The sequence below is a fragment of the Bacteroides sp. L10-4 genome (assembly GCF_013373675.1).
GTDB lineage: Bacteria > Bacteroidota > Bacteroidia > Bacteroidales > Bacteroidaceae > Bacteroides > Bacteroides muris.
The window spans coordinates 1-5,466 of record NZ_JABXJH010000109.1 but is presented as its reverse complement, the minus strand read 5'-3'; the positions used below and the strand labels follow the sequence as shown (position 1 = coordinate 5,466).

Here is a 5,466-nt window from a genome sequence, read left to right as displayed (position 1 = left end):
AAGAAAGAAAAAAAAACTTCCGGAAAAATTTGGAAGTTATGCTTTGAAGTTCTTACCTTTGCACCCGCTTTCTGAAAGGAACAGCATCGCAGTTAAGACAGCGATCTTTGAACAGATTTACATAAACAATACAAGTAGTACAAGAGCAAGGCCGCTTCCCGGCAACGGGGGTTGGTCTTGGGTAAAACAAAAGAACCGTCAATATCTGTCCATGACAGGTATCGATAAACTTTTAAATTCGAGCGTCCTGAACAGAGCAAAGACGTATTCGTGTCCGGGCCTTTTATCTTATTCCTTATGGGGTTTGGTTTTAGTTTCCGCGTCATGAATCTCAAAGATACTTTTACAATGAAGAGTTTGATCCTGGCTCAGGATGAACGCTAGCTACAGGCTTAACACATGCAAGTCGAGGGGCAGCATGAACTTAGCTTGCTAAGTTTGATGGCGACCGGCGCACGGGTGAGTAACACGTATCCAACCTGCCGATGACTCGGGGATAGCCTTTCGAAAGAAAGATTAATACCCGATGGCATAGTTCTTCCGCATGGTAGAACTATTAAAGAATTTCGGTCATCGATGGGGATGCGTTCCATTAGCTTGTTGGCGGGGTAACGGCCCACCAAGGCATCGATGGATAGGGGTTCTGAGAGGAAGGTCCCCCACATTGGAACTGAGACACGGTCCAAACTCCTACGGGAGGCAGCAGTGAGGAATATTGGTCAATGGGCGCTAGCCTGAACCAGCCAAGTAGCGTGAAGGATGACTGCCCTATGGGTTGTAAACTTCTTTTATATGGGAATAAAGTGCAGTATGTATACTGCTTTGCATGTACCTTATGAATAAGGATCGGCTAACTCCGTGCCAGCAGCCGCGGTAATACGGAGGATTCGAGCGTTATCCGGATTTATTGGGTTTAAAGGGAGCGTAGGCGGGTTGTTAAGTCAGTTGTGAAAGTTTGCGGCTCAACCGTAAAATTGCAGTTGATACTGGCATCCTTGAGTACAGTAGAGGTAGGCGGAATTCGTGGTGTAGCGGTGAAATGCTTAGATATCACGAAGAACTCCGATTGCGAAGGCAGCCTGCTGGACTGTAACTGACGCTGATGCTCGAAAGTGTGGGTATCAAACAGGATTAGATACCCTGGTAGTCCACACAGTAAACGATGAATACTCGCTGTTTGCGATATACAGTAAGCGGCCAAGCGAAAGCGTTAAGTATTCCACCTGGGGAGTACGCCGGCAACGGTGAAACTCAAAGGAATTGACGGGGGCCCGCACAAGCGGAGGAACATGTGGTTTAATTCGATGATACGCGAGGAACCTTACCCGGGCTTGAATTGCAAATGAACGGCGTGGAGACATGCCGGCCGCAAGGCATTTGTGAAGGTGCTGCATGGTTGTCGTCAGCTCGTGCCGTGAGGTGTCGGCTTAAGTGCCATAACGAGCGCAACCCTTACCGATAGTTACCATCAGGTGGTGCTGGGGACTCTGTCGGGACTGCCGTCGTAAGATGCGAGGAAGGCGGGGATGACGTCAAATCAGCACGGCCCTTACGTCCGGGGCTACACACGTGTTACAATGGGGGGTACAGAAGGCAGCTACACGGCGACGTGAGGCTAATCCCTAAATCCTCTCTCAGTTCGGATTGGAGTCTGCAACCCGACTCCATGAAGCTGGATTCGCTAGTAATCGCGCATCAGCCACGGCGCGGTGAATACGTTCCCGGGCCTTGTACACACCGCCCGTCAAGCCATGAAAGCCGGGGGTACCTGAAGTGCGTAACCGCGAGGAGCGCCCTAGGGTAAAACTGGTGATTGGGGCTAAGTCGTAACAAGGTAGCCGTACCGGAAGGTGCGGCTGGAACACCTCCTTTCTGGAGTGACGTTTCGAGATTAAGAGACGATTTCGGTTCTTGAAGTCTTGCTTCCATAAGAACCTCTTGTACTGCCGTACTTGTTTATTAACATAAGAGAAAGAAGAAGCCGAGCCGTAAGGCGAGGGTTTGACTGACAGTCCTATAGCTCAGTTGGTTAGAGCGCTACACTGATAATGTAGAGGTCGGCAGTTCAACTCTGCCTGGGACTACTCGAATGACGGATGTTGTCCGCGGTCTTTTCATGATACTTTGTTTTGTATCGATTTTTTAAGACGCGACATAGTTCTTTCCGTTTGGGGGATTAGCTCAGCTGGCTAGAGCACCTGCTTTGCACGCAGGGGGTCAACGGTTCGAATCCGTTATTCTCCACTTATCAGTTCCGGATGTTTTTCCGGATTCTTGAGACGATCTTTGACATGATGTGACCAAAAAAAAGTAAAGTTAAAGCTGAAAGTATATATCGACCATACGTGATCGGTAAGACAAAAAGTAAGTAAGGGCACATGGCGGATGCCTTGGCTCTCGGAGGCGATGAAGGACGTGATAAGCTGCGATAAGCTGCGGGTAGGTGCAAATGACCTTTGATCCGCGGATTTCCGAATGGGACAACCCGGTACCTTGAAGAGGTACCATCCCGCAATGCGGGAGGCTAACGCAGGGAACTGAAACATCTTAGTACCTGCAGGAAAAGAAAATAAATAATGATTCCCCCAGTAGTGGCGAGCGAACGGGGAACAGCCCAAACCACCCGTGTTACGGCATGTGTGGGGTTGTAGGACCACGTTTTGGCAAGACAGTCGGTGAGCGGAATGTTCTGGAAAGTACAGCCATAGAGCATGACAGCTGCGTACGCGAAGCCGGCTTAAGCCTAGTGGTATCCTGAGTAGCGCGGAGCACGAGGAATTCTGCGTGAATCTGCCGGGACCATCCGGTAAGGCTAAATACTCCCGAGAGACCGATAGTGAACCAGTACTGTGAAGGAAAGGTGAAAAGCACTTCGAACAGAAGAGTGAAATAGTTCCTGAAACCATGTGCCTACAAGCGGTCGGAGCACTTTAAGTGTGACGGCGTGCCTTTTGCATAATGAACCTACGAGTTACTTTTTCCGGCGAGGTTAAGGATTTCAGATCCGTATCCGAAGCGAAAGCGAGTCTGAACAGGGCGTATAGTCGGAAGGAGTAGACGCGAAACCAAGTGATCTACCCTTGGGCAGGTTGAAGGACAGGTAACACTGTCTGGAGGACCGAACCGATAAGCGTTGAAAAGCTTCCGGATGACCTGAGGGTGGGGGTGAAAGGCTAATCAAACTTGGAGATAGCTCGTACTCCCCGAAATGCATTTAGGTGCAGCCTTGACTTATACTGGCATGAGGTAGAGCGACTGATAAGATGCGAGGGCTTCACCGCCTATCAAGTCTTGACAAACTCCGAATGCGTGCCAGTTCTATGTCAGGAGTGAGGGCATGGGTGCTAAGGTCCATGTCCTAAAGGAGAACAATCCGGACCAACAGCTAAGGTCCCGAAATGAATGCTAAGTTGAACTAACGAAGTCAGATTGCTAAGACAGCTAGGATGTTGGCTTGGAAGCAGCCATTCATTTAAAGAGTGCGTAACAGCTCACTAGTCGAGGAGTTTGGCGTGGATAATAATCGGGCATAAGCATTCTACCGAAGCTTTGGGATGAGAAATCATCGGTAGGGGAGCATTCCACTCTGCGTCGAAGGTTGGGCGTGAGCCCTGCTGGAGCGTGTGGAAAAGCAAATGTAGGTATAAGTAACGATAAAGGGGGTGGGAAACCCCCTCGCCGAAAGACTAAGGTTTCCTGATCAACGCTAATCGGATCAGGGTAAGTCGGGTCCTAAGGCTCAGCCGAACGGCGAGGCCGATGGCAGAACCGGTTAATATTCCGGTACTACCTTGTGGAGTGACGTGGAGACGGAGTCGTGACAGCGCCGCGGACTGACGGAATAGTCCGTTGAAGGGTGTAGATGCCGATTGTCCCAGGCAAATCCGGGACAAGAGTCGAACCTGATAGTATGGAGCGTTCTTCTGAACAATCCAATAGCGCGCGTAATCATACTTCCAAGAAAATCCGCTAAACATAATCCTCACGGTACCCGTACCGCAAACGGACACACGTAGTCGGGTTGAATATACTAAGGCGCTTGAGTGATTCACGGTTAAGGAACTAGGCAAACTGACCCTGTAACTTCGGGATAAAGGGTCCTCAAGCGATTGAGGCGCAGAGAATAGGTCCAGGCAACTGTTTAACAAAAACACAGGGCTGTGCGAAATTGAAAGATGAAGTATACAGCCTGACACCTGCCCGGTGCTGGAAGGTTAAGAGGAGACGTCATCGCAAGAGAAGCGTTGAATTGAAGCCCCAGTAAACGGCGGCCGTAACTATAACGGTCCTAAGGTAGCGAAATTCCTTGTCGGGTAAGTTCCGACCTGCACGAATGGTGTAATGATCTGGACGCTGTCTCAACCGTGAGCTCAGTGAAATTGTAGTATCGGTGAAGATGCCGATTACCCGCGATGGGACGAAAAGACCCCGTGAACCTTTACTATAGCTTAACATTGAATTTGGGTAATTGATGTGTAGGATAGGCCGGAGGCTTTGAATCAGGTACGCCAGTATTTGTGGAGCCGCTGTTGAAATACGGCCCTTTGATTATTTGAGTTCTAACCCGTTTTTTCGGGGACACTGTTTGGTGGGTAGTTTGACTGGGGTGGTCGCCTCCAAAAGCGTAACGGAGGCTTCTAAAGGTGCCCTCACGACGATTGGTAACCGTCGGCAGAGTGTAATGGCATAAGGGCGCTTGACTGGGAGACTCACAAGTCGATCAGGTAGGAAACTAGAGCATAGTGATCCGGTGTTTCTGTATGGAAAGGACATCGCTCAAAGGATAAAAGGTACTCCGGGGATAACAGGCTGATCCCTCCCAAGAGCTCATATCGACGGAGGGGTTTGGCACCTCGATGTCGGCTCGTCACATCCTGGGGCTGGAGAAGGTCCCAAGGGTTGGGCTGTTCGCCCATTAAAGTGGCACGCGAGCTGGGTTCAGAACGTCGTGAGACAGTTCGGTCTCTATCTATCGTGGGCGTATGAAATTTGCGTGGCTCTGACACTAGTACGAGAGGACCGTGTTGGACTGACCTCTGGTTTGCCGGTTGTGCCGCCAGGTGCATTGCCGGGTATCTAAGTCGGGATTGGATAAGTGCTGAAAGCATCTAAGTACGAAGCCAGCCACAAGATTAGATTTCTCAGGGTCGTCGTAGACTACGACGTTGATAGGATGCAGGTGTAAAGGCAGCGATGTCATAGCCGAGCATTACTAATTGCCCGTTCACTTCTTGTCCTGCCTCGTATGGAGGTATATACGTTCAGCCGCTAATGAAGCTTTTACTTTTTTCGCATCATGTCTGCCTTATTCAGGTGACTACAGCACCGGGGTTCCACCTCTTCCCATTCCGAACAGAGAAGTTAAGCCCGGTCACGCCGATGGTACTGCGTAACAGTGGGAGAGTAGGTAGTCGCCGTTTTAGAGGAAGCCCCCGAGTCAGAAATGACGAGGGGGCTTTTGCTTTT

The 5,466-nt window shown here is 50.0% G+C and carries 2 tRNA genes, 3 rRNA genes and 1 pseudogene; all 6 read left to right on the top strand.

The features are described from left to right. Positions 1 to 328: pseudogene (locus tag HU824_RS19565) on the top strand (hypothetical protein); the annotation flags it as partial. Positions 329 to 345: 17 nt separating this feature from the next. After that, positions 346 to 1,872, top strand: a 16S ribosomal RNA gene (locus HU824_RS19030). A 138-nt stretch (positions 1,873 to 2,010) separates the two neighbouring features. Continuing rightward, positions 2,011 to 2,084: transfer RNA gene (locus HU824_RS19025), tRNA-Ile, on the top strand. Between the two features lie 86 nt (positions 2,085 to 2,170). After that, a tRNA-Ala gene (locus tag HU824_RS19020) sits at positions 2,171 to 2,244 on the top strand. A 114-nt stretch (positions 2,245 to 2,358) separates the two neighbouring features. After that, positions 2,359 to 5,236, top strand: a 23S ribosomal RNA gene (locus tag HU824_RS19015). Between the two features lie 73 nt (positions 5,237 to 5,309). Further along, positions 5,310 to 5,420 (top strand): 5S ribosomal RNA (gene rrf, locus HU824_RS19010). Together the 16S, 23S and 5S rRNA genes with 2 tRNA genes alongside form the textbook arrangement of a ribosomal RNA operon. Positions 5,421 to 5,466 lie beyond the last annotated feature (46 nt).